Annotated in this window: 23 protein-coding genes and 1 pseudogene; 17 read left to right on the top strand and 7 right to left on the bottom strand. The window is 70.0% G+C overall.

Features of this window, described 5'->3' with window-relative positions; translation table 11 throughout:
• The first annotated feature begins 196 nt into the window (after nucleotides 1-196).
• From RM788_RS06495 to RM788_RS06475, 5 genes are all read left to right on the top strand, one after another.
• Nucleotides 197-838, top strand: a complete 642-nt coding sequence (locus RM788_RS06495) for a hypothetical protein (RefSeq protein ID WP_315930597.1) — start codon at nucleotides 197-199, stop codon at nucleotides 836-838.
• 160 nt (nucleotides 839-998) lie between these two features.
• Nucleotides 999-1,532, top strand: coding sequence for a (2Fe-2S)-binding protein (locus RM788_RS06490; protein WP_315930596.1), 534 nt, complete (start codon nucleotides 999-1,001; stop codon nucleotides 1,530-1,532).
• Nucleotides 1,529-3,922, top strand: a complete 2,394-nt coding sequence (locus RM788_RS06485) for a xanthine dehydrogenase family protein molybdopterin-binding subunit (RefSeq protein WP_315930595.1) — start codon at nucleotides 1,529-1,531, stop codon at nucleotides 3,920-3,922. The genes RM788_RS06490 and RM788_RS06485 overlap by 4 nt, the downstream gene beginning before the upstream one ends.
• A 168-nt stretch (nucleotides 3,923-4,090) precedes the next feature.
• Nucleotides 4,091-6,253 carry a hypothetical protein gene (locus RM788_RS06480; protein WP_315930594.1) on the top strand — a complete coding sequence of 721 codons (2,163 nt, stop codon included), beginning with the start codon at nucleotides 4,091-4,093 and terminating at the stop codon, nucleotides 6,251-6,253.
• Nucleotides 6,254-6,396: 143 nt separating this feature from the next.
• Nucleotides 6,397-7,743 (top strand): serine hydrolase domain-containing protein, encoded by a 1,347-nt coding sequence (locus tag RM788_RS06475; protein WP_315930593.1) that lies wholly within the window; start codon nucleotides 6,397-6,399, stop codon nucleotides 7,741-7,743.
• A 90-nt stretch (nucleotides 7,744-7,833) separates the two neighbouring features.
• On the opposite strand, the gene RM788_RS06470 is transcribed toward RM788_RS06475, so the two are convergent.
• The gene (locus tag RM788_RS06470) at nucleotides 7,834-9,291 is read right to left on the bottom strand and encodes a putative adhesin (protein WP_315930592.1); all 1,458 of its coding nucleotides are present in this window, start codon (nucleotides 9,289-9,291) and stop codon (nucleotides 7,834-7,836) included.
• 190 nt (nucleotides 9,292-9,481) lie between these two features.
• On the opposite strand from RM788_RS06470, the gene RM788_RS06465 reads away from it, so the two are divergent.
• From RM788_RS06465 to RM788_RS06445, 5 genes are all read left to right on the top strand, one after another.
• Nucleotides 9,482-9,937 carry a GNAT family N-acetyltransferase gene (locus RM788_RS06465; RefSeq protein WP_315930591.1) on the top strand — a complete coding sequence of 152 codons (456 nt, stop codon included), beginning with the start codon at nucleotides 9,482-9,484 and terminating at the stop codon, nucleotides 9,935-9,937.
• 117 nt (nucleotides 9,938-10,054) lie between these two features.
• Nucleotides 10,055-11,365: a hypothetical protein gene (locus RM788_RS06460; RefSeq protein WP_315930590.1), complete on the top strand. Its 1,311-nt coding sequence runs from the start codon at nucleotides 10,055-10,057 to the stop codon at nucleotides 11,363-11,365.
• A gap of 32 nt (nucleotides 11,366-11,397) precedes the next feature.
• Entirely contained in the window at nucleotides 11,398-12,165 is a 768-nt protein-coding gene (locus RM788_RS06455) for a DinB family protein (protein ID WP_315930589.1), read from the top strand.
• A 135-nt stretch (nucleotides 12,166-12,300) separates the two neighbouring features.
• Nucleotides 12,301-12,876 (top strand): SRPBCC family protein, encoded by a 576-nt coding sequence (locus RM788_RS06450; RefSeq protein ID WP_315930588.1) that lies wholly within the window; start codon nucleotides 12,301-12,303, stop codon nucleotides 12,874-12,876.
• A 338-nt stretch (nucleotides 12,877-13,214) separates the two neighbouring features.
• Complete coding sequence (locus RM788_RS06445) at nucleotides 13,215-14,639, top strand: hypothetical protein (RefSeq protein WP_315930587.1); 1,425 nt, start codon at nucleotides 13,215-13,217, stop codon at nucleotides 14,637-14,639.
• Here the strand turns inward: RM788_RS06445 and RM788_RS06440 are convergent.
• Genes RM788_RS06440 through RM788_RS06425 form a run of 4 tightly spaced genes read right to left on the bottom strand, consistent with a single transcriptional unit; the run spans nucleotide 14,566 to nucleotide 16,604 of the window.
• A complete protein-coding gene (locus RM788_RS06440; protein ID WP_315930585.1) occupies nucleotides 14,566-15,636 on the bottom strand; it encodes a S66 peptidase family protein in 1,071 nt (356 codons plus the stop codon). The two genes, RM788_RS06445 and RM788_RS06440, sit on opposite strands and share 74 nt — an antisense overlap.
• A 40-nt stretch (nucleotides 15,637-15,676) precedes the next feature.
• Nucleotides 15,677-16,030 (bottom strand): LysR substrate-binding domain-containing protein, encoded by a 354-nt coding sequence (locus RM788_RS06435; protein WP_315930584.1) that lies wholly within the window; start codon nucleotides 16,028-16,030, stop codon nucleotides 15,677-15,679.
• Between the two features lies 1 nt (nucleotide 16,031).
• The gene (locus RM788_RS06430) at nucleotides 16,032-16,472 is read right to left on the bottom strand and encodes a hypothetical protein (protein ID WP_315930583.1); all 441 of its coding nucleotides are present in this window, start codon (nucleotides 16,470-16,472) and stop codon (nucleotides 16,032-16,034) included.
• A gap of 30 nt (nucleotides 16,473-16,502) precedes the next feature.
• Complete coding sequence (locus RM788_RS06425) at nucleotides 16,503-16,604, bottom strand: helix-turn-helix domain-containing protein (protein WP_315930582.1); 102 nt, start codon at nucleotides 16,602-16,604, stop codon at nucleotides 16,503-16,505.
• Between the two features lie 205 nt (nucleotides 16,605-16,809).
• Between RM788_RS06425 and RM788_RS52915 the strand changes: the two are divergent.
• From RM788_RS52915 to RM788_RS06395, 6 genes and pseudogenes are all read left to right on the top strand, one after another.
• Nucleotides 16,810-17,172 (top strand): annotated as a pseudogene (locus RM788_RS52915) (AzlC family ABC transporter permease); the annotation flags it as partial.
• An 86-nt stretch (nucleotides 17,173-17,258) separates the two neighbouring features.
• The gene (locus RM788_RS06415; RefSeq protein WP_315930580.1) at nucleotides 17,259-17,435 is read left to right on the top strand and encodes a hypothetical protein; all 177 of its coding nucleotides are present in this window, start codon (nucleotides 17,259-17,261) and stop codon (nucleotides 17,433-17,435) included.
• Nucleotides 17,432-17,734 carry an AzlD domain-containing protein gene (locus RM788_RS06410; protein ID WP_315930578.1) on the top strand — a complete coding sequence of 101 codons (303 nt, stop codon included), beginning with the start codon at nucleotides 17,432-17,434 and terminating at the stop codon, nucleotides 17,732-17,734. Before RM788_RS06415 ends, RM788_RS06410 begins: the two co-directional genes overlap by 4 nt.
• A 406-nt stretch (nucleotides 17,735-18,140) precedes the next feature.
• Nucleotides 18,141-18,827: an NPCBM/NEW2 domain-containing protein gene (locus RM788_RS06405; RefSeq protein WP_315930577.1), complete on the top strand. Its 687-nt coding sequence runs from the start codon at nucleotides 18,141-18,143 to the stop codon at nucleotides 18,825-18,827.
• A gap of 983 nt (nucleotides 18,828-19,810) precedes the next feature.
• Nucleotides 19,811-20,206, top strand: a complete 396-nt coding sequence (locus tag RM788_RS06400; RefSeq protein ID WP_315930576.1) for an NPCBM/NEW2 domain-containing protein — start codon at nucleotides 19,811-19,813, stop codon at nucleotides 20,204-20,206.
• 144 nt (nucleotides 20,207-20,350) lie between these two features.
• The gene (locus tag RM788_RS06395) at nucleotides 20,351-21,580 is read left to right on the top strand and encodes an FAD-dependent monooxygenase (RefSeq protein WP_315930575.1); all 1,230 of its coding nucleotides are present in this window, start codon (nucleotides 20,351-20,353) and stop codon (nucleotides 21,578-21,580) included.
• Nucleotides 21,581-21,709: 129 nt separating this feature from the next.
• Here RM788_RS06395 and RM788_RS06390 read toward each other — a convergent pair whose 3' ends face one another.
• Together RM788_RS06390 and RM788_RS06385 are read right to left on the bottom strand one after the other, a co-directional pair.
• Nucleotides 21,710-22,453: an MBL fold metallo-hydrolase gene (locus RM788_RS06390; protein ID WP_399345374.1), complete on the bottom strand. Its 744-nt coding sequence runs from the start codon at nucleotides 22,451-22,453 to the stop codon at nucleotides 21,710-21,712.
• A gap of 219 nt (nucleotides 22,454-22,672) precedes the next feature.
• The gene (locus RM788_RS06385; protein WP_315930573.1) at nucleotides 22,673-23,371 is read right to left on the bottom strand and encodes a CPBP family intramembrane glutamic endopeptidase; all 699 of its coding nucleotides are present in this window, start codon (nucleotides 23,369-23,371) and stop codon (nucleotides 22,673-22,675) included.
• Nucleotides 23,372-23,478: 107 nt separating this feature from the next.
• Between RM788_RS06385 and RM788_RS06380 the strand changes: the two genes are divergently transcribed.
• A complete protein-coding gene (locus tag RM788_RS06380; RefSeq protein WP_315930572.1) occupies nucleotides 23,479-24,057 on the top strand; it encodes a TetR/AcrR family transcriptional regulator in 579 nt (192 codons plus the stop codon).
• The last annotated feature ends 44 nt before the right edge of the window (nucleotides 24,058-24,101 follow it).

Genomic DNA, 24,101 nt, shown 5'->3' with positions numbered 1-24,101 from the left:
CGGCGGGCAGCGGCCCATCGCCCGGTGCCCGCCGCGGCGGCGCTGTCCGATCGGGCAGGCCGACCGGACACCGCGGTGCCCTGGCAGCCCCGCTCCGCGACGACCTGGTCGGGTGCCTGGAAGTCGGCGCGTTCAGGCGGTCGGGGGCGGGTGGGCCCACCGCAGTCTGGGGTTCCCCGACGAGGAGAGGCGCGCCATGAGCAGTCCGAACGACGTGATGGAGACCCGCTGGGAGCAGTGGTTCCCCCACGACCTGTACGCGATGCCGAGGACCTGGCCGTCGGCCCCCACCGCGATGGCCCCCTACGACACCCTGCGCGACCGGTACGCGGGCCGGACCCTCGCCGAGCTGCGAGCCGGCGCCCGGCGGGAAGTGGCCCAGGACCTGGACACCGTCCTCGGCAGGGTGACCACGGCGCTGCGGGAGTCCGAAGTGGACGAGGAGAGGGCGTTGCTGGACCAGGTGACCAACGACCTCACCGCCCTGTCGCACTGCTTCGCCGAGCACGTCGACAGCGCGGCGGGAGCCGTGCCGGACCCGGACTTCGGGGTGCCGGTCGACGCCGACTCGTTCGTGTTCGACCAGGGACTCGGGCTCGACGCCGGCGACTCCGCGGCGCGCTACAACGCGGTGCTGGCGGACTTCCGGGTGGGCGCGGCGTCGGCCGAGTCGATGGCGGAGGCCGCGGCCGACCTGCTGCGCGCGTCGGGGTCCGTCGACGTCGACGACCTGCGGGAGCAGGCCGAGTTGTTGCGGTTCTCCGTCCGGCAGACCTACGAGGCCGCGATGGAACTGGTGCGGCAGCAGGGTTCCGGGACCCAGTTCGCCTTCGAGTGACGGAGGGGGTGGGGACCGCGCGGCGGCCCTGATCACTGCCCCATCGAGCAGCGCCCCCGCTTCCGCGTCGCCCATCGTGGTGGTTGCCCCGGCGTCCTCCGCGCCGGAAGCGATGGCACTGGACGACAACTTCCTCTACAGGCGAAGGCTGGGGACCGGTATGGCAGTCCGGCGGATCAAGCTCAACGGCAAGGAAGTCAGGGCCGACTACCAGTCGGTCGTCAGCGGCACCGCGGAGTCCTCGGAGCAGCTGCTGCACTGGCTGCGCGAACAGCACGGGCAGATCGGCCCGAAGTTCGGGTGCGGCATCTCCCAGTGCGGCGCGTGCACCGTCCTGGTCGACGGTGCGATCACCCGCTCCTGCGTCACGCAGGTGCACACCGTCGTCGAGCGCGCCGAGGTGCGCACGCTCGACGGCCTGTCGAAGAAGAACGACCACCCGCTGCAGAAGGCGTTCGTCGAACTCCAGGCCGGGCAGTGCGGGTTCTGCCTCAACGGCATGGTCATGGGCGTGCTCGGGTGGCTGGAGGAGCGGATGCGCAACCGCAACCGCACGGTGCCCACCCAGGCCGAGATCAAGGACTTCCTCTCCGGCGGGGCGGACAGGTCCAAGCCCAACTACCTCTGCCGCTGCGGCACGCACTACCGCATCGTCGCGGCCGTCGAGAAGGCCGCGAAGGAGATGCTCCGATGACCACCCCACCCGATCACGCCGCACCCACCAGGCGCAGCTTCCTGACAGGCCTGGGGGTGGTGGCCGTCGGTTTCGCCGTCGGCCTGCCCGAGGTCTCCGCGGAGGCGGCGGGCAAACCCGACAGCCTCCTGCGGATCGTCAGGGACCCGGCGGCCCTGCCCGCGATCCCGACCCCGCCCCCGACCGCGTCCTGGCTGGTGCTCGACGAGGACGACATCACCCTCTACAGCGGACGCGTCGAACTCGGCACCGGCGTGCGGACAGCGCTGTCCCAGATCGTCTGCGAGGAGCTCCGCTACCCGGTCGCCGAGTTGAAGTACGTGCAGTCCGACACCTACCTGGTGATCAGCCAAGCGGGCACGTACGGCTCCAAGAGCCTCCAGGTCGGCGCGCCGGAGCTGCGGGCAGCGGCCGCGACCGCCTACCGGGAACTGCTGCGCCTGGCCGCGCTGGAGTTCAAGGTCGACGCCGCGCAGGTCGAGGCGCGCGACGGGAAGTTCTACTACCGCAACCGCTCCGTCGAGTACTCGAAGCTGATCAAGAAGACGAGCTCCGTGCTCTACACCGACAGCGCGGCACCCCTGGTCGCTCCCGCCCAGTACAAGGTCGTCGGCAAGAACGTGCAGCGGCTGGAGCTGCCGGGCAAGCTCGACGCCACGTTCAAGTACCTCGCCGACGTCACCGTGCCCGGCATGCTGCACGCCCGCGTGGTGCGCCCACCGGGCCGCAACGCCACCAACCCGGTGATCACGAACCTCGACCGGGCCCGCGCGATCCCCGGCTTCGTCGACGTGGTGCGGGACGGCAGGTTCATCGGTGTCCTCGCCACCGGCCAGTGGGCGGCGGCCCGTGCGGCCTCACCCACGACGGGCATCACGGTGGCGTGGACCAACGGTCCCGACCTGATCCCGCAGGCAACCTTGCCCGACGCGCTGCGGGACCCCGCGAACGCTTACGCGCCGAACACGTTCGACCCGCCGGGGCAGACGGTCGCCGCGACCGCGTTCGACTCGCCGACCCTCCAGGCGAAGTACTTCACGCCCTTCTACGGGCACGGGATGATGGGCGCGCCCGCCGCCGTGGCCGACGTCCGCACCGCCCCGGACCCCGCGACGGGCATCCAGGCCACGGTGTGGTCGAGCAGCCAGAACGTCACCGACACCCAGGCGGTGATCGCCTCGATGCTGGGGCTGCCCACGGCCGCGGTGCGCCTGCGCTACGAGGAGTCCTCCGGCTGCTACGGCCACAGCGGATCGGACGACTGCGCCGCGGACGCCGCGCTGCTGTCGAAGCTGGCGGGCAAACCGGTGCGGGTGCAGTGGAGCCGCCAGGACGACTTCGGCTGGGAGCCGCTCTCGCCCGCGCAGGCGCACGACATGGCGGGGAAGGCGACCTCGGCGGGCATCCAGGCGTTCGACCACCTCGCCTACCTCCCGACGGCGAACAGCCGCCCGCGCGGCGGGAACGCGGGCACCGCGCTGGCGGCGACCCTCCAGGGCGCGCTGCCCGCGAACCTGCCCAACTCCTCCTTCAACCAGGCGGGCCGCAACCTCCCCGTCACCTACACCTTCGCCAAGCGGTCGCGGGCGACCCTGGTCAAGTCGTTCGTCAGCACCGGCAACGCGGCGGACGGCTCGGCGATCCCCGCCTCCCCGCTGACCTACCGACTGCCCCGGTCGAGCGCGGTGCGGTCGCTGGGCGGGTTCTCCAACAGCTTCGCCAACGAGTCCTTCTTCGACGAACTCGTGCTCAGCCGGGGACTGGACCCGTTGGAGGAGCGGATCAAGTCCCTCCAACCGCCCGGCGCCTACCGGGCCGGGGCGGCCATCCCGTTCGGCGCGACCGACGGGCCTTCGCGGGCCGCCTACGTCTGCTCGCTGCTGCGGCCGTTCTGGGCGGCCAGGCCGAAGACCCCCGGCCGGGGCGCGGGGGTGGCCTACCAGCAGTACGAGACCACCAGCGCCCACGCGGCCACCTACGTCGAGGTCCAGGTGGACAACGGGAAGGTCGTGGTGAAGAAGGTCGTGGTGGTGCACGACTGCGGGATCGTGGTCAACCCGGACGGGGTGCGCAACCAGATCGAGGGCAACGTCCTCCAGGGGATCAGCCGGACCCTCAAGGAGGAGATCGGGTACACCGCCGACCGGATCACCACGCTCACCTGGCAGGAGAGCACCTTCACCCCCGGCCCGTCCTACGAGGTCATCCGCTTCGACGAGATCCCCGAACTGCAGATCATCGTCGTCGACCGCCCGGACCAGCCCGCACTGGGAGCGGGGGAACCCACCCACGCCACCGTTCCCGGCGCCATCGGCAACGCCGTGTTCGCCGCCACCGGCAAGCGCGTCCGCGCCCTGCCCATGACCCCGGCCAGGGTCCTGGGCTCCTGACGGGAACCCTCCCGAGGGGAACGCCGCGGTCCGGTACCGCGGCGTTCCCGCACGTCCGGGGGCCTCACCCGAAGGGGCACCCGCGATGCCCGCACGGCCTCCTCCGCGGGCCCGGCCGCCGGGGTGGGCGCAATTAGCGTCGGCGGTGAGCGGCAGGAGGCGGTGCGGATGACCAGAGGCGGGTTCGAGGGAGCCGAGGAGCTCACCAACCTGGGCGGCGCGTTCGACTGGGTGCACCCGGACGTGCCGTTCGCGCGGCTCGCGGGGTTGCGGGACGTCGAGGTGCCGCCGCGGCTGTTCCGGCTCGACGCCACCTCGCCGGGCCAGGCCGTCGTCTTCAGCCTGTTCGGCCACTGGGTGCGGACCAGGATGGCGCGGGGTCTCGTGCTGGAGGTGGCCGACTCGTGGGAGCAGGTCGAGGACGCGCTGGTGTGGTTCCACGCCAATCCGGGGCACCGAGCCGACCACCGGGGCGTCCGCCGGGTGCTGCGCGAGCTCGACCACCTCTACGGCGAGGACTTCCTCCCCGACCTCGCGGCGCTCGTCTCCGAGATCGCCCGCGGCCGCGAGGGCGTCGAGCGCAAGCTGTTCACGGCGAGGACCGCGCGTGAGGCCGCGGAGCGGGGGACCACCCTGCGCGAGGCGGCGGCGGGCATCGCGGACGAGCACGAGCAGGTCACCAGGGCCGTCGGCGAACTGCGGCAGACGCTGCTCGCCTTCGACCCGCCCGGCGGGCTGGAGCACCGGGGGGAACTGCTGTCCGACCTGGAGGCCTGCTACACCCGGCTGACCACCGCCCGCGCCGAACTCCGACGGCTCGGCGCGCACGAGGACACCGGCGACGAAGGGGGCGCGTTCGGCAGGTACGCGCAGGACGTGCAGGCCGCCGCGCGGGACTACCACGTGATCCGCGGCGAGGTCGCCACCGCCGTCCACCGGTTGCTCGTGCGCTTCGACGAGTGGCTCGACAAGGCGACGGAGCACTACGTCCGGGAGCACTACGAGACCCTGTACCCGGAGGTCTCCGGCGTCTTCCTGGCCATCAGGTCCGGAGCCGTCCTCCTCGGCGTGGCGGGCGCCACCCTCACCCTCAGCGGGGTGGGTGCCGTGCCGGGTGTCGCCACGGGCGTGCTCGCGGGGCTCCTGACCGCGGTCGGGCTGGTCGGCGCCAAGATCGAGCGCTGGAACACGGTGCGCGGGGCCAAGCGCGACCCCGCGCTGCGGCTCGACGCCATGACCAAGGGCGCGGAGGAGGTGCCGGGGGAGCGGCGCCTGCTCCTGGCCGAGCGCACCGCGAAGGTGGGCGAGGCGTCGAACCTGGCCGACGAGGTCGTCGAGCGGAGCGCGCACGCGTTGGAACACGGCGGCAGGCTCGCCGAGCACAGCGGCCGGGTCGCGGGCGTGGTGGCGGGTGTCGCGTCGACCATCGGGCACGTCGTGGCCCCGGTGGCGGTGGTCGTCGGCGGAGGGGCGAACATCCTCGACTGGCGGATGTACGCCAGGAAGCAGGGCGTCCGGCTGGAGGAGGTCGTCGCCTCGGAGACCGCCCGGACGGCGGAGGCGCTGATGGCGCTCGCCGCCCGGAGCAGGCGGCTCGCGAGGATGGGGATCGACCTGGACCAGGTCGAGGTCATCGACGTGGTGGGCCGGGAGGGCTTCGCCGTCCGCGCCAGGACCACCGCGAGCGGCGACCCCGTCGAGCTGTTCATCGACCAGGACGGCCGCTTCCGGCGGTTGGACGTGCTGAGCCTGCTCAAGGAGCGGGTGAAGCGCAGGCCGAGGCTCACCGTCGGGGACGACGAGTTCGACCTGGAGTGGGACAGCGCGATCTGGACGGAGGCCTCCGAGGACGACGACCACGAGGCCGTGGCCGAGGTCCGTGCGATCCGGCGGTCCGACCACGCCCTGGTCAGCACCCTCCTGGCCGTCCACTCCGACGCCGGGGTCGACGCGCTCTGGGTGGGCGAACCCGCGTTCGCCACCGCGTGGGAACTCGCCCAGGAGGCGTGGGAGTGGGTGACGACCGAGTACGTCGAGGGCATCAGGCCCTTCGGGGAACGCGACTACCACCCGATCGCGTGGTCCGAGGAGGCCTGGACGTGCGACGAGCAGGGCGGTGGCGTGACGGGGCTCCAGCCGGACGCCTCGCCCGAACGGGTGGGGCAGCTGTTCTCGCTCGTGGTCGCCGTGCCGTTCACCACCGACCCGCTGGAGCCGGACCACCCGGACGCGCACACCGCGTTCGTCGTCGCGCGGATCTGGAAGGACGTCGTCTCCGGAGCGGCCCAGGTCGACGTGCTCACCACCGTTGTGGACCCGCCGGTCGGCTAGGCGTCCCCCGGCGGGCGGTCGTCGTGCGCGCGGTGCCCCAACGGGGTGGAATGACCGGGCACGCGCCCACCACGGCGCCGTCGTTCGTGTGGAGGTCCTTCCGCGACGCCGCGGGAGGTCACCAGGATCCGGAGGTGCGTCACATGGCCATCCGACTAGACCTAGAACTGAGCGCCCTCCTCGACGAGCTGCTCACCGACTTCGCCGTCCCCGGCGCCGCCGCCCAGGTGGTGTCCCGCAACCGCGTGCGCAAGGCCGTCGCGGGCGTGGAGTCCACGGCGTCCGCCTTCCCGGTCGGGCCGCACTCGCGGTTCGGCATCGGGTCCATCTCCAAGATCCCCACCATCGCGGTCGCGCTGTCCCTCATGGACGAACGCGGCATCGGCCTGGACACCCCGCTCGCCCACCTGCTGCCGGACCTGGAGTTCGCCGAACCCGGACTCGCCGCCCGGATCACCGTGAGGCACGTGGTCACCCACAGCAGCGGCCTGCAGAGCGACCACTTCCCCGACCTGCCGCCCGGCGACGACCTGCTCACCCGGTACGTGGCGTCCTGCCGGACCGTCGGCGCCCTGCACGACCCCGGCGAGCGCTTCTCCTACTGCAACTCCGGTTTCATCCTGCTCGGCGCCGTGGCCGAACGGCTGGGCGGACGACCGTGGCCCGAACTCCTGACCCAGCGCGTCCTCGTCCCGCTCGGCATGGCCGACACCGTCCTGGGCGCGGGCGGCGACACCGACGAGCCGGTCCGCGGCCACGTGGTCGACCCCGCCACCGGCGTGCTGGTCGAGGAGCCGTTCTGGCTGCCCGCCCCGGTCGGGCCCGCCGGTCTGCTCTCGACCACCACCGAGGACCTCACCCGGTTCCTCGGCGCGGTCCTGCCCGGTCGACCCGGCCGGTTCGCGCGCGCCGCCGCGGTGATGGCCGGACCCGGCATCGCGACGCCACCGGGGCACTCCCTGCTCGGCGCCCGCCGGTGGCTGCCCGGCTGGGCGGAGTGGGACCTCGACGGCCTGCGGGTGCTGGGCTACGACGGGTGCATCGGCAACCAGTGCTCGGCGGTCCGGATCGTGCCCGACGAGGACTTCACCGCGGTCGTGCTGACCAACGCGCTCGAAGGCGAGTGGGTCGCCGCCGAACTGCTCGACCACGTGCTGGCCGAGGCGTTCGACGTGCGGGTGCCCGCGCTGCCGGAACCGGCGCCCGCGGGCGGGCCGCTGCCCCGCACCGCCGTCTACACCAGGGACGGCGCCACGCTGGTGCTGGAGCACGACGGCCCGGACCCGGTGCTGTCGCTGCGCTTCGGCGGGGACATCGCGCCGTGGACGGCCATGGAGTTCCACCGCGCGCCGCTGCGGCCCGCCGGGGACCGGCTCTGGGTCGTGGACCTCGACCGGGGGTCCCGCGAGGTCGCGTTCGACGGCCCCCTGGTCGGCGGCGCGCCGGAGTGGCTGCACTTCGAGGTGCAGGCGCACCGGCTGGCGCGCTGATCCACCTGCGGCCGCCGGGCCCCGTGCGCTCGTCGCGAGCCACGGGACCCGGCGCCACACCACCCACCCCGTCCGGGGAGGGGAGCCCGGTCAGTCGAAGCGCAGGAGGGCACCCGGCCCCGCCGCCAGTTCGACCATGGTGGCGACCTTCCACGCGCACCCGCACGCCTCGCCGACGCCCGTGACGACGTAGTCCTCCGGTTGCGCGGGGTCGCCCCGCTCCAGCGTGCCGACGCAGTGCGCCGAGGCGGTGACCTCCTCGACCAGGTGTTCCGGGTGGCTGTCGCCGTCCGTGAACAGCGTGTACCGGTGGTCCACCAGCACGTGGAGCCGCTCGCCGAGGTGCAGCAGCGCGGTCGTGTTGCCCCGCACCGCGGACTCGAACACGTCGCCGTCGAAGACCGCCGTCGGCGGGGCGTCGAACCACACGTCCTCCGCGCCCGCCTCGACCAGCGCCTCGTGGACCGTGCCGCGCAGGGAAGCCGGGCAACCGTGCACGACCCACTGCACGTGCCGGTCGACCACGACCGCCGTCACCGACCCGGCGGACTCGATCTCCCGACCGGTGACCCACTTGGTCGTCATCGGGTGGTGGCCCGTGCCGACGACCACCAGCCCGTCGCAGTGGACCACCGGCTCGAAGTCCTGCGCCTCCAGCGCTTTCAGCACCTCGTGGTTGCGCCGGACGACCGCGTCGACGTCGAGGGAGTGGTCGTCCGCGATCCAGTAGCGCGGGTCGTCCACCTCCACCGCGCCGTCCGACACCGACTCCGGGACGTGCAGGCCGAGGTCGGCCAGCCACCAGCGCGTGGTGTCGTTGAGCAGCAACCCCCTGCGGTCGGCGTGGTCCAGCCCGACGAACGCGGCCGCCAGCCAGTCGGGGGACTCCTTGGCGTTGGCCAGGACCGCCACGACCGAGGCGAGGTCCTGGGCCGAGGCGCCGTCCGGAATCGCCCTGGCGGTCAGCTTGTCCACGTACAGCCCCGGTTCGACGGACTCGACGTCCCCGCCCGCCGCGACGAGCCGTTGGCGGAGCGGGTCGTCGCGCACCGCCGCGTCCAGGTCGCCGGGCGAGAGGTAGGCGCCGGTCTTCGTCCCGTCCCCCGGAGCGCTCGTACCGCTCCACCCCGTGTTGACGCCGACGTGCACCCCACCGCGGTGCTCCAGGTCGACGGCCAGGCACGCTCCCCAGTAGACGGTCCGGCCCGCGTTGGCCGGGTCATGCAGGATCTCCGACAGCCTGACCGTCCGCCCCTGCTCGGGAATGACCTGCCGGTACTCCGGGTGGTCGGCGGGGACTCTGGCGAAGTCGAGCATCGACGGGTGGGTGAGCGAGTAGTCGCGACACCTGCTGCCCGCCTCCGCGACGCCCGTGGGATCGCGGAACGCGGTGTCGTCCAGCTGTTCGAGCCGCCTGCCGACCGTGTCCGCGAGCAGGTGCAGCGGCTCCTGGAAGAAGAGCACGCGCATGCCCTCGGGCACGGTGACGAACGGCTCCGCGGCGGACGGGTGCCACGCGCTGTGGCCGGTGGCGATCACACCTGGCACGGCTCCTCCGCTCTGTCCGGGACTTCCCCGATCGTCGTCGCGGCCACGCGCGCCGCGCGGCCCGGTGGGGACGCGGAAAGCGCAGGGCTTCGCCCTTCCGGGCAGTGGTGGAGTCCGAAGTGGACCGCGCCGAAGGCGATCGGGACCCGACGACCGGGCCGGCCGGTCGGCCAGGTGTTAACTTCGGCCGGTGACGGTGATCAGACGTGCGACCCCCGAAGACCTGCCCGAGCTGGCCGAGATGGTGCGCGAGTTCTACGCCGTCGACGGCCACGTCCACGACGGCGCCGTCGTCGCGGAAGCGCTCGGTCCGCTGCTGCGCGACGACCTCTTCGGCCAGGTCTGGATGTTCGACTCGGGCTACGCGGTCGTCACGTGGGGCTACTCGATCGAGTCCGGCGGCAGGCACGCCCTGCTCGACGAGCTCTACGTGCGCTCGCGCGGCACCGGCGTCGGGGGCCGGGTGATCGAGGAGGTCTACGAGCACTGCGCCGGCCTCGGCATTCCCCGGATGATGCTCGAAACCGAGCGGCACAACGACCGGGCGCGGCGGTTCTACGCGCGGCACTCCTTCGTCGAGGAGGACTCGGTGTGGTTCAGCCGCGGTGACTCGCTGGGACACGTCGAACCGACCGCGGTGGACTGAGCGCGGTGGACTGAGCGCCTCCAGCGGCGACGGCTGCGCGGTGGGGCACAGCGGCGCGCCCCATCGGGCAGCAGGAATTCCCCCACCCGTGCCGAAGTGCTGCCGATACTCGGACCCATGGCTGTCGAGAATTGGGACCGGTACGGCACCCTCATCGAGAAGGTGGCCGAGGACAGGGATTTCTGGTCGGGCAAGGCCAGCGTGGACGAGGTCAGGGCCGCGCTGCCCGAATACGACCACGAGCTGCTCGACGAGTTGATCGCGGAAGTCGGCGAGGACGAACCTGATGCGCTCCTCCGCTACCTCCGGGACGCCTTCACGGCGATGTCCACGGCCGGTGTCGCCCATGAGGACGAGCGGCAGCCCGTGGGGCAGGAATCCCCGGTGGGACGCTACTTCCGACCGGACATGTCGAAGGTCTACGACGAGACGTTCGGCTGGGTGCCCATCGCGGAACTGCCCGAAGGGGAACGGGTCCCACGCATCGGTGACGTCTACTCCGAGGACGGCGAGTCGTGGGTTCCCTTCACGGCCGAGGACGTGGCCGACTGGGGCGAGATCACCACACCGGCCCCTGTGGCGCAGCAGGACGCCGACATCCGCTACTACGACTCCACCTTGACGAGGTTCTGGGACCCGGTCGCACGGACCTACCAGGAGGCTGTCGCTCGCCCGCCCGTCGTCGGCGTCGACCGGCGGTTCACGCCGGAGGGCGACAACACCGAACTCATCACCTCCGAGATGCTCACCGAGCGCACCGGGAAGCGCACGCGGTCGGCGGACCAGTCGAAGGACGACCTGAAAGCCGCGTTGGACGGCGGTGTCATCGCGGTCGTGCGCAACGGCGTGCTCCGGAAGGCCACGGTCAAGGTGCCGCAGGACAACCTGGGCTCGCTGCTCGACTCGGTCGGCGTGCCCGGCACGGCGGACATCGCGGACCTCAAGGAGAAGTGCCGGGCGGACGGCTACAAGGGGACCTGGAACCGCGTCTACGTCGACGACAACGCGGGTCTGGGGTTCATCCTGACGCTGGACGCCGGGATCGACCGGTACTCGCGGTCCGCGGGCGACAACCCGGTGGACTCCTTCCGCGCCAGGGTCACCTGGCGGTTGAACCTCGTGATGAGCCCGGATTTCCAGGCAGGACTGAACAGGACCGCGGTCGCCGCGCTCCAACGGGTCGACGACACCGCTCCCTACCTCCTGCTCGACGACCTGGTGGTGCTGGGCGACCACGGGCGCACCGCCGACGTAGTGAGGATGTTCGAACTCATCAGCCGCCTGGAAGGAGGCGGCAGGCTGCGCCGCGGGACGGTCAGGAGAACCACCCGCCTGCGCAGACCCGTCCTGAAGACCGACGGCGGCAAACCCGTCCACGACGCACTTCGCGCGGCGGGGTGGAAGGACCAGGTCGTCGCAACCGACTGACGTGGCCGGCACCGGTGCGCGAGACTGCTCCGATGGTTTCCGAGTACACCCAGAGCGACCGCTTCCGCGATGCCCGCATCCACCTGAGCGACCTCACCGGCCTGGAGATCCGCGACTGCGAGGTGAGCGGTCTGAAGATCGTCGACTGCTACGGCAGCGATGTGCGCATCGGTGGTGACTTCGAACGCGTCGTCGTCCACGACGTCGACGTCACCGCCTACGTCCAGTCCGAACTCGACCGCCTGCACCCCGCACGAGCGCTGGCGCGCAACGCCGTGTCCGTCGAGGACTACCAGGCTGCCTGGAACGCCGTCGAAACGCAGTGGAGCGCGACCCTCGACCGGGTGCGGCTGCTACCCGACGCCGCACAGCACCAACAGGTCGACGGCGAGTGGTCGTTCGTCGAAACCCAACGGCACCTGCTGTTCGCCGGCGACGCCTGGCTCGGCAACGCCGTGCTCGAAGAGGAAACGCCCTACCACCCCTTCGGTTTCCCGGCAGGCGGAATGCCGCCTGAGGAGTCGGCGAAACTCGGCCTCACCCTCGACGCCACCCCGACGCTCGACCAGGTGCTCGCGCCACGGCTCGCCCGCATGGCCACGATGCGCCGTGTCGTCGACGGGCTCACCACTGCCGAACTCGACCGGGTCTGCGGCCGCAAACCCGCGGACCCGTACCCGGACCAGGAGTACGTCGTGCGCCGCTGCCTCAAGGTCGTGCTGAAGGAAGAAGCCGAGCACCACCGCTACGCGGTGCGCGACCTCGCGGTGATCGAGGCCGCCGCGCCTGGATCGCAGTAATCGCCAAGCCCCTGTCCATTGGCGGCGGGGCTTGCTTTCAATGAGCTAACAGTCGTACGGTTACGCCTGTAAGCATGTGAGGCTCAAGCAGGGCGTTACGCCGGAGCAGGCCCCGACCGAGAAGGACCGATTTCGATGAATGCACAACGCGGATTCGCACGTGGCATCGGCACCGCAGCACTGGGCACGGTGATGCTCCTGTCGGTCCAGGCACCGGCCACGGCCGCCAACTCCGGGCCCCGCCAGGTGTGCCGGGGCGTCACGGTCGACAAGACCGCTCCGGTGATCAGCCGCGCCAGCGTTCTCATCAAGGCACCGCTCGCCGAGGTGTGGCGCCTGCACGCCGACATCGACAACTGGGAGGGCTGGATCCCCGAGATCACCCCGGCGCACAAGAAAACGCCAGGACCGCTGCGACCGGGCTCGGTCTTCACCTGGTCTCCGCAGAACATGAACGTCGAGTCGACGATCAAGACGATCACACCACTGCGCTGCACCGCCTGGGGCGCACCCGTGAACGGCATCACCGGCGTACACCTCTGGACCTTCAAGCAAACCAGCGACGGCGTCCTCGCGACCACCGAGGAATCCTGGGCAGGCCCTCCCGTCGAAGCCGACATCCCCGGCAACCAGACCAACCTCGACCAGGGCCTCACCGACTGGGCGCACAGGCTGAAGGACACCGCCGAGTCGCGGTCCGATCACCACTGAGCACCACGCCCGACACCGGCCGGCCAGCGCTCGCAGTAGAGCTGACCTGCCGGTCTCCGATTATCGAGAAGGTCTACCCGGCTCCGGTTCCGATTGGCCGCGTGGTGGAGTTGCGCGCAACGGGCAAAATCCGTGTGCCACCGCCAGGTGAGTGCGTCGCCTTCTGCGAATGGGGAACTGTGGGTGCTCTCGGTGACTGGCTGACCAGGCGACTGCGCAGGCGGCCCGACCGACTGCCGGAAGACGTGCCTTCCGCAATCCCCAGTCCGGAAGAGTTCGACCGTGCTGTCGATGGTGCGTCGAGTGGGCGAGTCGACGCCGCACATGACCTCGCGTCGTTGCTCCTCGCGGTCAGCCGCAGCGGGGACGCCGATCTGATCGCACACGCGTCACGCGCTTTGATCGCGGCGGACCCGCGGGTGTGGATCGCGTTGGACGTCTCCGCCCGGCGGAACCTGTGGCACTGGAATCGACGGACCGACACCGCCGCCCGCCGTCTTGCCACCGGTCGACCCGAACCGTTGGAGGTACTGCTCTCCGCGTGCCACCCGGACGGCTTCGTGCGGGAAGCCGCCGTGGCCGCGATCTCCGAACTGGACGACGTCGTCGTGTTGCCGGTGTTGGCGCTGCGCGCGGCGGACTGGGTGACCGAGGTCCGCGATCGTGCCCGCGGGGTCTGCCGGCAGTACTTCGACCGCATGCCGACCGAGGTGGTCACCGTGCTGGCACCGGTCGCTTTCGCCCTGCAGGCCAGGCAGGCGGGTGGCTGGCTAGGCGACGCCCTGGACGGTCTGCTCCGCAACGGCCCGCCCGAAGCCATGGTCGCCGCGTTGGCTGCCGAGGACCGGCGCACCAGACGGACCGCGCACGTCATCGCTCTGGACGCGGGTCGGCTCGATGTCGACCGGATGCTGCGTACGGCGACAACCGACAGCCACCTGCCGATCCGGGTCATGTGCGCGGAAGCCGCCATCCGCGCGGCGCGGGCCATTGGCGATCACGACGTCCCACGCCGGCTGCTCGCCAGCGGAACGGCGTTGGTGCGCGCCGAGGCCGTGCGCTCCCTGGGAGCCGCGGGCGAGGTCGATCCGGCTACCGGGGCGCTGGCTGACCGCAGCGCGCTCGTGCGCGCGACCGCGCAGGCCATCGTGCGCCGCGCCGGTGCAGACCCGGCCGACCGGTACCGGGCGCTGCTCGCCGCGCGGCAGCCGCCCAACCCCTCCGTGATCGCCGGTCTGGGCGAGGTCGGAACCCACTCCGACATCGATCTGCTCCGGCCGTGGCTGGCCCACTCCTCGTCACGCGGTCGAGTCGAAGCGGTCCGCGCACTGCGGCGGCTTGGCAACACGTCACCGCACCTGCTCCTGCCACTGCTCACCGACCCGGTCTCCTCGGTGACGCGACAGGTGGCGCTCTCACTGCGCCGTCAGGCGGGCACGCTGGACGAGCGCTCCCTGCGGCTGTTGCTCGATCAGCCACACCCGCTCCACGTCCGAACCGCCGCCTGCCACCTGCTTCGGGCGCATGGCACGTGGACGAGGGTCAGCGTCGACCTCCACCTCATCGACGATCCCGTGCCCGCCATCCGCGCGGCCGCCCGGTCCGACCTCGGCAACTGGCTGGCTCGTGACGCCGCGACGACGTACTCCTTCCCCGACGGAGCACGCGCGGACGAGCTGACCGCGCTGCTCACCGACCACGAGGCCGTTCTCGGGCCCCATCAGACGCACCTGCTGCGATTCCACTTGGGACTGACCCGTTGAGCGGCCGTACCGCCGGTTCGAGCAGCGACAACGTCCGCTGTCCCGCGTCGAGGCCGACGCGGATGCCGACCGGCATCGGCAGGTTCGGGCCCGCGTGCCCGATCTCGACGTTGCCCAGGACCGGGATGTCGCGGTCGCCGAGGACGTCGAGGACTATCTCGGCGAGGCTCGGGGACGCGTCCGGCGTGTCGAGGCCGTCGATCGCGTGGGGGACGCCCACGACCATGCCGGAGATCCGATCGAGGATTCCGCAGTGGCGCATTACATGCAGGTAGCTCCACACGTACGACGCCAGGCCGCCCATCTCCTCCCAGAACAGCACCGCGCCGTCGAACCGGTCGAGCGGCAGCGCGTACGGCGTTGCCTGCGCCAGCACGATCCGGTTGATCACCCCGCCGATCAGCGGACCTTCGGCACGACCGGCACGCCAGCACTCCCACGTCGGGCTGGTGGGCAGCGCGCCGATCGGCTCGGTGCTGGTCAGCAACGTCGAGTAGAGCGCCTCCAGTTCCGCTCGGCGCCCCGCGGTCGCGGCCTGCCAGTGCCCGCCGAGTCCGGGGGTGGCCAGGTCGGCGTGGAACCCGACCAGGCCCGTCCGCGCGTAGAGGACCAGGTGCAGCAGCGAGATGTCGCTGTAGCCGAGGATCGGTTTGGGGTCGGCGATCACGGCCTCGACGTCGATCAGGTCGAGGTAACCGAGCACCGTCTGACCGCCGTCGTGCGCGATGATCGCGCGCACCTCGGGATCCCGCAGAAGAACGTTGAACTCCTCGGCGATCTCCGCCGGCGTGGCAGCGCTCCACCAACGCCGCCGCCCCGCTTCGAGCAGCGGTGCCCGGCGCACGCGGAACCCCATCCGCTCCAGCACGACCACCGCCTGCTCGAGGTCGGGCTCGTAGACGGCGTGCAGCGGTCCGGACAGCGATGCGATGACGACGAGATCGCCTGGCTTGAGGGCGCGAGGTCGAAGCAGTCGAGGCTCAGCGGAATCGGTCACCGGCGCAGTGTCCCGACACCCGCGACGACGCGCGACGCATTTACCCCGCGTTCCGACCCCAGCGCTCCGCTCCCGCTGGTCCGCCCGTCGCCGCGCTGGCGGTGACAAGGGCGCGCAGGACGTCCAGGACGTGGCGGGCGCTGGCCCGGTGGAGGGTTTCGGGACGGGTCAGGACATCGATGGAGCTGCCTGATCGGACATCGGTGAGTTCCCGCAGGAGGACGTCGGCGCGGGGTGGCGTCGTGTAGGCAGGCAGCACCGCCAACGCCGAGCCGGACGCGACGACGGCCGCGGCGACGGTGAGGTCGTTGATCCGGTGGGTGACGGTCAGCGGCCTGCCCGCGGCGGCGGCGATCAGGGCCAGGGTCGGTTGCAGGGGGTACCCGTCGTGCACGCTAATCCACGGTTCGCCGCGACGTCGGCGGCGGTGAGCACGTCCCGCTCGGCGAGCGGATGACTGCGGAGGATCCCGACGAGCAGGGGATCGCGGTCAGTCGATGGACCGGCCAGTGTGGCGTGTGGTCCAACCGTTGGGCGAGCACGAGGTCGAAGTCGGCGACCAGTGCGGGGACGCCCGCGTGGGTGACATCGGCGTCGGCGCAGGACACTGGCGGGCTGCCTTGGCGGGCCAACCTGGTGAGCAGGGATAGGAAGTAGGTCAGGGCCGCGCTGTGGAAACCCGCCAAGCCCACCGGGGCGCGGGGGTCTTCCAGGTGGTCCCGCACCGCCCGATCGGCGCGATCCAGGGCAGTCGCGACGTCAACGGCGGCCGCGGCCAGGGCGGCACCGGCGTCGGTGAGGACCAGGACGCGACCCCGCCGCTCGGTCAGCGGCACCGCGACGATGTGTTGCAGGGCACCGAGCTGTTAGGACACCGCCGACGGGCTGACGTGCAGGGCGCGGGCGACCGCGGCCAGGCTTCCGCGTTCGCCGAGTTCGCGCAGCACCCTCAGGCGGTACGGATCCATCAGTTCTGCTTCACCCCCACTTGAGCGGTTGGGGTCTTGTCTACAGGGTCGTCGGGGCAGACGCTCGCCACATATCCCAAGAGATCCCCGCACGCCGCGAGGACGTGGCCGTGCGCGGTACCCGCCTGCGACGCGGCGACGCTCCGCCACCTCTGCCCGAGCACGGGAAGCCTCGCCGGTGAAAGCCGGACCGGCTTGGCGCCGGATGCGTCCCGCGCTACCCCTGGCACTGCCGACCGCCGCGATCGGGCTCACGTTCGGGCTGCTGGCCGCCCCGGTGATCGGCGTGCCTGCCGCGGTCGTGATGTCCATGCTCGTCTGGTCGGGGACCGCCCAGTTCGCCGCGCTGACGGTGCTCTCCGCCGGCGGCGGACTCTGGGTCGCGGCAGGCACCGGCCTGCTCGGCAACGCCCGCTACCTGCCCATGGAGTTCGCGATCGCCCCCGACGTCACCGGCTCCCCGTGGCGCCGCACCGCCACCGCGGCCACCCTGGCCGACGCCTCCTTCGTCATCGCCCGCCAGACCGGCGGCGGATTCGACCCCTGCGCCCTGATCTGGGCCGCCCCGTTGCAGTACGTCTCCTGGGTCGGGGGCACCGCGGTCGAGGCGACCGCTGCCAACGCCATCGCCGACCCCACCTGGTGGGCCTGGACGTGCCGTTCCCCGTGTTCTACCTCAGCTTGCTGCTGCCCGACTTCGCCGAGAACCACCGGTCCAGGGTGGTGGCACTGGCCGCCTGCATCACCGTCGCCGCCACCCCGTTCCTGCCCTCCGGGATCCCCATCGTCCTCGCCGCCACCGCCGCCCTTATCGGAGTCCGCCGCCCATGACCTGGATCCTCATCGCAGCCCTCACCCTGGGCAGCCTCGCCCTCAAGGCCTGCGGCCCCCTGCTCGCAGGCGGCCGCACCCCACCCGCGGCCCTGCAACGCGTCATCACCCTGCTCACCCCCGCGCTGATCACCTCCCTCGTGGTCACCGGCACCCTTACCCACGGCCAGCACCTCACCCTCGACGCCCGACTCGCAGGCCTCACCGCTGGCCTGATCGCGCTCGCCGTCCGTGCGCCGCTCGTGGTCGCGCTGATTGCCGCTGTCGCCACCACCGCGGGCATCCGCCTCATCGCCTGAACCGGCGGCGCGACGAGTTGGACGGGGTATGGCTGGACCGGCATTGCTATGCGCCGTTACTCGTAACGTCGGTTTGACGAACACATAGACCAGCAGCATGAGCGGGTGTTCTTCCAGGCAGGAGCCGGATCGTGTGAGTCAGCGGGAGCGAAATGGCGCAAAAGTGAATATCTGTCACGTTGCGGTTGGATGCTGTTGAGTGACTTCGGCCAACACGTTGTTGCCTGCTTCGGTCTGACCTTTATGATCGGCGACTTCGATGAGGGGAGCCGTCTTGACTCAACAAGCAACTGCGAAGCGACCTAACCCGTTCTTACCCGGCGCTGGACTCGTCGCCGATGCCTCGGCCATAGTCGCGCTCGCGTTGACGACGACATCTAGCACAGTTATCGCTGTCGTGGCCGGAGTGGCCATCGTCGCCAGTGCAGGCCACCTGTGGGTTTACCGCGATGTCCCACTCTGCCGTGTGGGGGGCGCCGCCCTGGTGGCATTGATCGTGGGCATCGCTGCGGTGAGTATTACTTTCACACGCATCACTCTCACTCCTTCCGTCGACCGGACCCTCGATGATGGGGGAACATCTAGATCAGACACTCCTGGACCGACAAACCCTTCCAAGCCCTCTGTCGGCAGTCAGTCGCCCACTACTGGTCAGCCGACAACCACCGCAAGCAAGTCCGGCCCAGGGGATACGTCCCTGCTGTCGTTGACCCCGCTGGATGAGGCGTACTCCCACCTGCCAGTAGCGGTGAACGGCACTCTGTACACACAAGCCAAGGTCGCGAAGCCGTTCGCCAACTACGTTGGTGACTTCGCGTACGTAGAGGAGTACACCGTCCGACCAATTGCCTCTGCCGTTCTTCGGGCAAAGGTCGGAGTTTCCGATGACGCGCCGACTGGGGCCTCAGTGATCTTTACCATCACCATCGACGGGCAGCCATCCGTCACTAAAGTAGTTGCTCGTGGCACCCTCGATAACATCGAGGCTGACATCTCTGGGCAGACCCGCTTCGGCATCCGAGTGGCAAACGAATCCGATGAGCCCGTGCTGGCTGCCTGGATTGACCCGGTCATTGTGGATGGGGTGTCATAAGAGTGCGGCGAGGTTCCGGTTGACCGTTGGGAAGCATTCCTGTTCGAGTGCTGAGGTGCAAGTTGTAATTTGGTGCCAACGGCCCGTGTGCAGGACGGTGACGAGTTCTGCGGGACTTGAGTCGTGGACTCATTTTCGCCTTGGAGGAAGCCGCAGGTTGGCCCGGCTTGGTTATCGGTCTTGTATCGGTAGTCGGTGACCTGCGCTGGCTGCCCAGAAATAAGGACGTCGATGACCATTCCAGCGTCGATGTAGAAGAGTACGTGTGCATGTTTCCGGGCGACCTGTATACGGATCGCCCGGCAACAGTGGCGGTCCGCAGGATCGATCGAAATTTTGGGTGGATCTCGTCGGTGCTTTAGTTTCTTCCGCTGGAGGCGAAGAAGGTGGTCGACGGGACGAGTTCAATCCGTGCGATGCGGTCCCTCGGTTCGGAGGTATGACTGAGTAACACCCGCCGAGCCGATCTGATCACCAGCACTCCTCAGAACACCATTGCACCCACATCGTCGCGACACCCCACCGTGTTGCACCACTCAACAAGCGCACATCGGCATGACAGCGCACCTGGCCGGACGTGCCCATGCGGCATGGGTGGATGGTCGGCTGGTCTCGAACCGGTGATCTCCGCAGTTGTGCGTTGCAGTGGGGGGTGAGGTCGGTTGTGGTGGCGGTCGGCCGGAGGGTCCGGCTGGTGAGGCATGGGGTGGGCGTTGGTCGATTCCGAGACCGATGGTGTGCCGGGTACGGCCACCCAAAGCGGCGCCGCCTCGGGTGGAGGACGGGTCTACCAGGCGGTGGGGGATCTCATAGTGCACAACCCGCCGGTATCATCGCGGGCGGGGTTGGCGTTTCGGGTCATGGTGGTTTTGATTGTCGCAGCTGTGCTCGTGATCCCCCTGCTGGTTTGGCTACGCCTCCAAGCGCCAACAGGGTCGCCTCGCGGTAGTGATCCAACTGATCAGCCTCGGACGAGCACGGCGGTGTCGCTGCTCGACGACAAGTGGAAAGGAGCAGATTTCCGACAGGCACCCGTGACGGTCAACGGCCAAGACTACCCGCACGCGATGTCGACGAAATTGGGCTGTGTGCGAACGTGGAATATATCGTACCCACTGCCTCAAGGGCATCCTCGTTATTTCAAAGCGCTCATCGGACTGGTCGACCTCAAGCCCGGAGAAGTAACCGGTGTCACCTATCGGTACATCGTGGACGGGCAGGAGATTGACGGCTCGTCCGTCAGCTCGGACCAGCCGCCGAAGCAAATCACGATTTCAGTCGACTCGGCCAACTTCTTCACCATCGTGGTGACCACGGACAACGGCAAGTACTGCGATTCGGCGACGATGGCCCTGGTCGATCCGGAACTGGCCGATTGATCGCAGCCCGGCCCGCACGGCGCGGTGACGAGGCGCCGGGCCGCTCGCGGACGGCGAGCCGGAATCGTCGGTCATCCGCAGGTCAGGACTGCGGATCACCGTAGGATCCGGACCGTGATCCGAACGGGTGAGCAGGGAGGCGCGGTGAGCGGTATCAGGGTGTTGGTGGCGGGGGCGAGCATCGCGGGGCCCGCGCTGGCCCACTGGTTGCGGCGGCGCGGGGCCGAGGTGACCGTGGTGGAGCGAGCCCCCGAGTTGCGTCCCGGTGGGCAGGCGGTGGACGCGCGCGGGGTGGCCAAGGAGGTCATCGGGCGCATGGGGCTGGACGCGGCGGTGCGCGCGGCGTGCACCGACACCGCCGGCGCGCACACCGTGGACGCGGACGGGAACGTGCTGGAGACCTTCCGCGCCGACGACGACGGTGGCGACGGGTTCATCGCGGACATCGAGATCCTGCGCGGGGACCTGTCCCAGGTGCTCTACGACGACACCCGCGACGGCGTCGAGTACCTCTTCGGCGACCGGATCGCCGAGCTCACCCAGGACGCGGACGGGGTCGACGTGGTCTTCGCGGGCGGGGACCGGCGGCGCTTCGACCTGGTGATCGGGGCGGACGGGCTGCACTCGGCGCTGCGGGCGATGGTCTTCGGGCCGCATGAGCGGCTCCTGCGCCACCTCGGGCACGTGCTGGCCTTCTACAGCGTGCCCAACGAGTTCGGGCTGGACCGCTGGCTGCTCGAGTACCAGGATCAGGAGTCCGGGCGCTCAGCCCTCCTGCGCCCCATCCAGGACGCCACCCGTGCGATGGCGATGTTTTACTTCGCCTCGGCCGACTTCGACGTCGACCACCGTGACGTCGCGGCCCAGAAGGTTCTGCTGCGCGAGCGGATGGCTGGCCTGGGCTGGCTGACCCCGGACATCCTCGCGCACCTGGACGACACCCCGGACTTCTACCTCGACCAGGTCGCCCAAGTGGTGATGGACCGCTGGTCGAGCGGACGGGTGGGGCTGCTCGGGGACGCGGCGTTCAGCTCGTCGCCGATGTCCGGGCAGGGCACCGGATTGGCGCTGGTCGGCGCCTACCTGCTGGCCGGTGAACTGGCCGCCGCAGGATGGGACCCCGCCGTCGGGTTCGCCCGCTACGAGGAGCGGATGCGCTCGTACGTCGAGGCCAACCAGGAGATCGGCAGGCTGAACGCCCGCACCCGCGACCTCCCGGGGCCGGACACCGAGCCGAGCCCCGATTTCGCCGGTGAGTGGTTCACGGAGCTGATCGGGCGCGCGATCAACGGCGTGGAGCTACCTGACTACGTGGGGGTGCCGGACTCCGGAGCCTCGACCGGATCGCCGACCACCTCCTTGGCCAAGCCGTAAGCCACCGCCTCGGGCCCGGCGAACCAGCGGTCCCCGACTGCCCGATGTGTCACGGGCACCCCGGTAATCGGCAGTAGCGGACGCCGACGCACGCGATCGCCGACAGCAGTCGGGAAAGGGGGCTGGGGATCAGGTCCGGTCAAGTGGGACGACGAGGCCTTCGTCGGCGATGAGCACTTCTCCGTCGAAGGTTTTTCGTGCTGCTGTGGCGGAAGCGTCCCGATCGTTGCCCGGCCAGAAGTGGGTGAGCATCAGCTTGCGCGCGCCGGCGAGGGTGGCCCAGTGTCCTGCTTCCTCGGCGGTGAGCAGGTTGCGTTGGGGTTGCTGCGGTTCGCCTTTCCGGTCGGTGGCTTCGACGATGTACAGGTCGCTGTCCCGACCGAGTTCGGCCAGCAGCGAATCGGGTCCGGTGTCGCCGGTGTAGGCGAGCGTGATCTGGTGGTTCTGCAGGCGGACACCGACGTTGGGCACGTAGTGGGGGAGCAGGACGCCGGTGAGTTCGAACGGACCGACGCGATGCGCACCGGGCAGTTCGTGAATGTCGAACACGGAACGCAGGTCGGCCTCCGGTTCCAGACCGCTGAGACGGGTCAGCACACCTGGCGTGCAGTACAGCGGCAGCTTGGTGCCGTCTCCTCCGTAGAGGCGCATCCGGAACAGCCCGTGCAGGTCGATGCAGTGGTCGGGGTGTTCATGGGTGATGACGACCGCGTCCAAGGCCCCGTCGGGGCAGTGGCTCAGCAATCGCGGCAGAGTGGCGTAGCCGAGGTCGAGCACAAGCCGGAAACCGTCCCATTCCACCAGAAAACCACTGCATGCCCTGCCCGGTTCCGGGTAAGCGCCACAACTTCCGAGCACCGTGACCTGTCGCATCAGCACAGCATGCCCGCCTCTGCTGTGACGACGTTGATCGCGCACGCTCATCGGCAGAAGCGGACGTTCACGACGCTCGCCACCTGACTGTTCGCCGGTTCAGGGGATCGGTTTGAGGACGGTCGACGAGACGTCGGAAGACGTGGTTGATCGTGCGCATCGGCATGAGCGCACCGGTGACGCCTGCCGGTGACCAATCCGGTCATGACCACCGGGTTTCTACGACACGAGCACGACGAGAACGGTGCTGAGCCCGTTGTTGATGACATGGACGAGCACGCCGGGCCACACCGACTTCGTGCGCAGGAACAGGAATGCGTTGATGCTCCCGACGATGACTGCGGGCACCAGCGACATGTTGAGCCCGTGAACCGCCGCGAAGACGAGCGTGCTGAGCACGGCGGCCGTCCAGGCGCCGTACCTCGACAGCGCGTTGGTCAGGACACCGCGGAAGGCGAACTCCTCGCCCACCGGTGTGAGCACGGCGAGGAACAGCAGTTGCAGGATCAGCGCGATCGGTCCCGCGGAGGCGGCGTCGCGGTACTCCTCCTGAACATCGGTGACCCGATCGCCCAACAGGGCGATCACGGCCGTGGACGCGACCTGGGCGAGCACCACCGCGCCCAAGCCCAGTCCTCCAGCGATGAACCACCAGCGCACGGCCGGGCCGCGGATCCCGAAGGCCGGCCACGCGCGGATCCGGATCACGAACGCGGCGGCGAACGCCAGCAGGCCCATCGCGCCGGACAGAGCGGCGTAGGCCAGCCCCGACACCGTTGTGGAACCGCTCGCGAACCGGTCGACCAAAGGCGGCGCGACCAGGTAGATCAGCGCGTAGGTGACACCGGCTGCCAGCACCTCCGGCCACCCAGGGCGGATGAGACGCGCCGTCGGCGACGTCATCAGCGGCTCTGCCATAGCGGTCTCCCTCGACTCGGTTAGTACGATCAGACGATATGTACTAGCACGAATCGCGTCAATTGTACCGGTACGATTGATGGATCTGTGCCGGTACACTCGGTGTCATGTCGACGCGGGAAGAGCTGGTCCAAGCCGCACTCCGCCTGGCGAACAAGAGCGGCTACGGCGCACTGAGCGTTCGCGGAGTCGCCCGCGAGGCCGGTGTCGGCGCGACCACGCTGCGGCACTACTTCCCTTCGCAGGTCGACCTCCACCACGCGGTGACGACCGAACTGGTCACCTCGGTGCTCAACGACCTGGCGATCGAGGACGACACCGAAGACCCGGCGGTGCGCCTCTACGACTGCCTCGAGCAGTTCCTTCCGCTCCCCGCCCAGGAGTCGTCGTTGCGGGGCGGCTGGTTCGACCTCTACTGCACCGCGTTGGCACCGGATGCCGCTCCGGCGCTCAAGAACGTCCTGCGCGGTGCGCACGAGGCATCAACGGTCGCCGTACACCGGTGGCTGTCGGTCCTGTCCGCGCAGGGACACGTGGCCGAGCAGGACATTGATGACCACGCTGCCTACGTGCTGGCGATGATCAACGGTTTGCACCTGTGCGCGGTCATCGAACCGGACCGGTTCGACCTGCCGCGCGAGCGACGCCTGCTGCGGTGGTACGTGCATCAGCTTCTCGCCAGGTGAATCCGCTGGCGTTCGGCCTCTCTGGCGCCCTCAACGGCATGAGC

The organism is Umezawaea sp. Da 62-37 (genome assembly GCF_032460545.1).
Taxonomy (GTDB): domain Bacteria; phylum Actinomycetota; class Actinomycetes; order Mycobacteriales; family Pseudonocardiaceae; genus Umezawaea.
The sequence above is the reverse complement of the archived record's forward strand: the minus strand, read 5'-3'. Positions and strand labels throughout refer to the sequence as shown.